Genomic DNA, 1,242 nt, shown 5'->3' on the forward strand with positions numbered 1-1,242 from the left:
CTCTCGGTTCTGCGGCGTTAAAAGCGTGTTTGGTGGCGGAAGGAGCGGTCGATTGCTATTTACGTTTGGGCCCTACTGGCGAATGGGATACAGCAGCAACGCAATGCATCGTGGAAGAAGCCGGCGGACGCATTCTCAGCACTCACCTCGAACCTTTGTCTTACAACGAACGGGAAACGCTAGAGAACCCGAACTTTATCGTTCTGGGCGATACGGATTTGCCTTGGGATGACATCCTGCAACGCAAAGATTAAATACTTATACTTGCGTAACTCAACTTATATCATTAGGCCGTGAATTCCGTTCACGGCCTTTTCTTTTCCCCGCATGAGCAGCTTTAACAGTATTTGACCTACCATATACCTAAAGCTAATTAAACTGCACAAAATCACATAATTCCATTAAAATACAAACACTTAAATAATCATCCTTGTCCCTCATTTATTTACGTACAGCGAATAGAGGGTTTGGCCTACTATGATCCAAAAGCAAAAAGAGCTGCACATTGGCAGCTCTTTTCTGTATTACGTTGGCTCGAGATTAGAATCGGCCTTTGTAGTCAAACTCGTATTGGCCTTGTGCGTTTGGCTGTCCAAGCCATTTCAACTGCTCCCCCATACTTGATGGGAAATCTGCGCCAGGCTTAAACCATGCTTTCGTTGAATAGCGTTGATTCGGCATCAGCTCCGCTGAAAACGCCGAGGAAACTTGCGTACTGGTTTGCTCACCTGATGCAGTTAGCACGCTATCTTGGCATTTCAAATCAGCAATAACAGGGCCGAGCTCTAAGCTTCCCACTGGACTTTGAATGCCACTGGCACTCCAAACCAATGTGCCTTCACCAGTTTTACACCACGGAGCTGCGTAAGTCGCATGACGAATGTTCAACTCCAGCTGGCCATCAACACTAACAGGCACCGGCAGGCGCGCTTGTTCGACGGCTTTCGATGCCGGGATCGACGCCACCAAATTTTCCGCGTAAGGGCCATCGCTGAGACTGTATCCAACTAAACCTCGACCGCGAATGTTCATATCGCTGCCGCGCCCAAAACGTACCGAAAATTCGGCTTTGCCGGTAAACAAGCTAGACCATTGGAAATCCCAATTCACTTGCCCTAGGTTTTGACGCTGCCAACGCACGCTAGAAGCCTGACCTTGCCAAACGGAACCGTGAGCACCTTGTATGTCTAGCCCTTTCACAGTGGGGGCTTGCTGGAGAACCCAAGAAACAGGTAACCCCAT

At 48.7% G+C, this 1,242-nt stretch carries 2 protein-coding genes; one reads left to right on the plus strand and one right to left on the minus strand.

What is annotated here, in order from left to right; translation table 11 throughout:
• Nucleotides 1–254: 3'(2'),5'-bisphosphate nucleotidase CysQ (locus tag R8O70_RS25590; RefSeq protein WP_318184510.1), on the plus strand; the 254-nt coding region annotated here is incomplete at its 5' end.
• A gap of 286 nt (nucleotides 255–540) precedes the next feature.
• Here R8O70_RS25590 and R8O70_RS25595 read toward each other — a convergent pair.
• Nucleotides 541–1,242, minus strand: a complete 702-nt coding sequence (locus tag R8O70_RS25595) for a type II secretion system protein N (RefSeq protein ID WP_080262719.1) — start codon at nucleotides 1,240–1,242, stop codon at nucleotides 541–543.

The organism is Vibrio sp. 779(2023) (genome assembly GCF_033344285.1).
In the GTDB taxonomy this organism is placed as follows: Bacteria; Pseudomonadota; Gammaproteobacteria; order Enterobacterales; family Vibrionaceae; genus Vibrio; species Vibrio alginolyticus.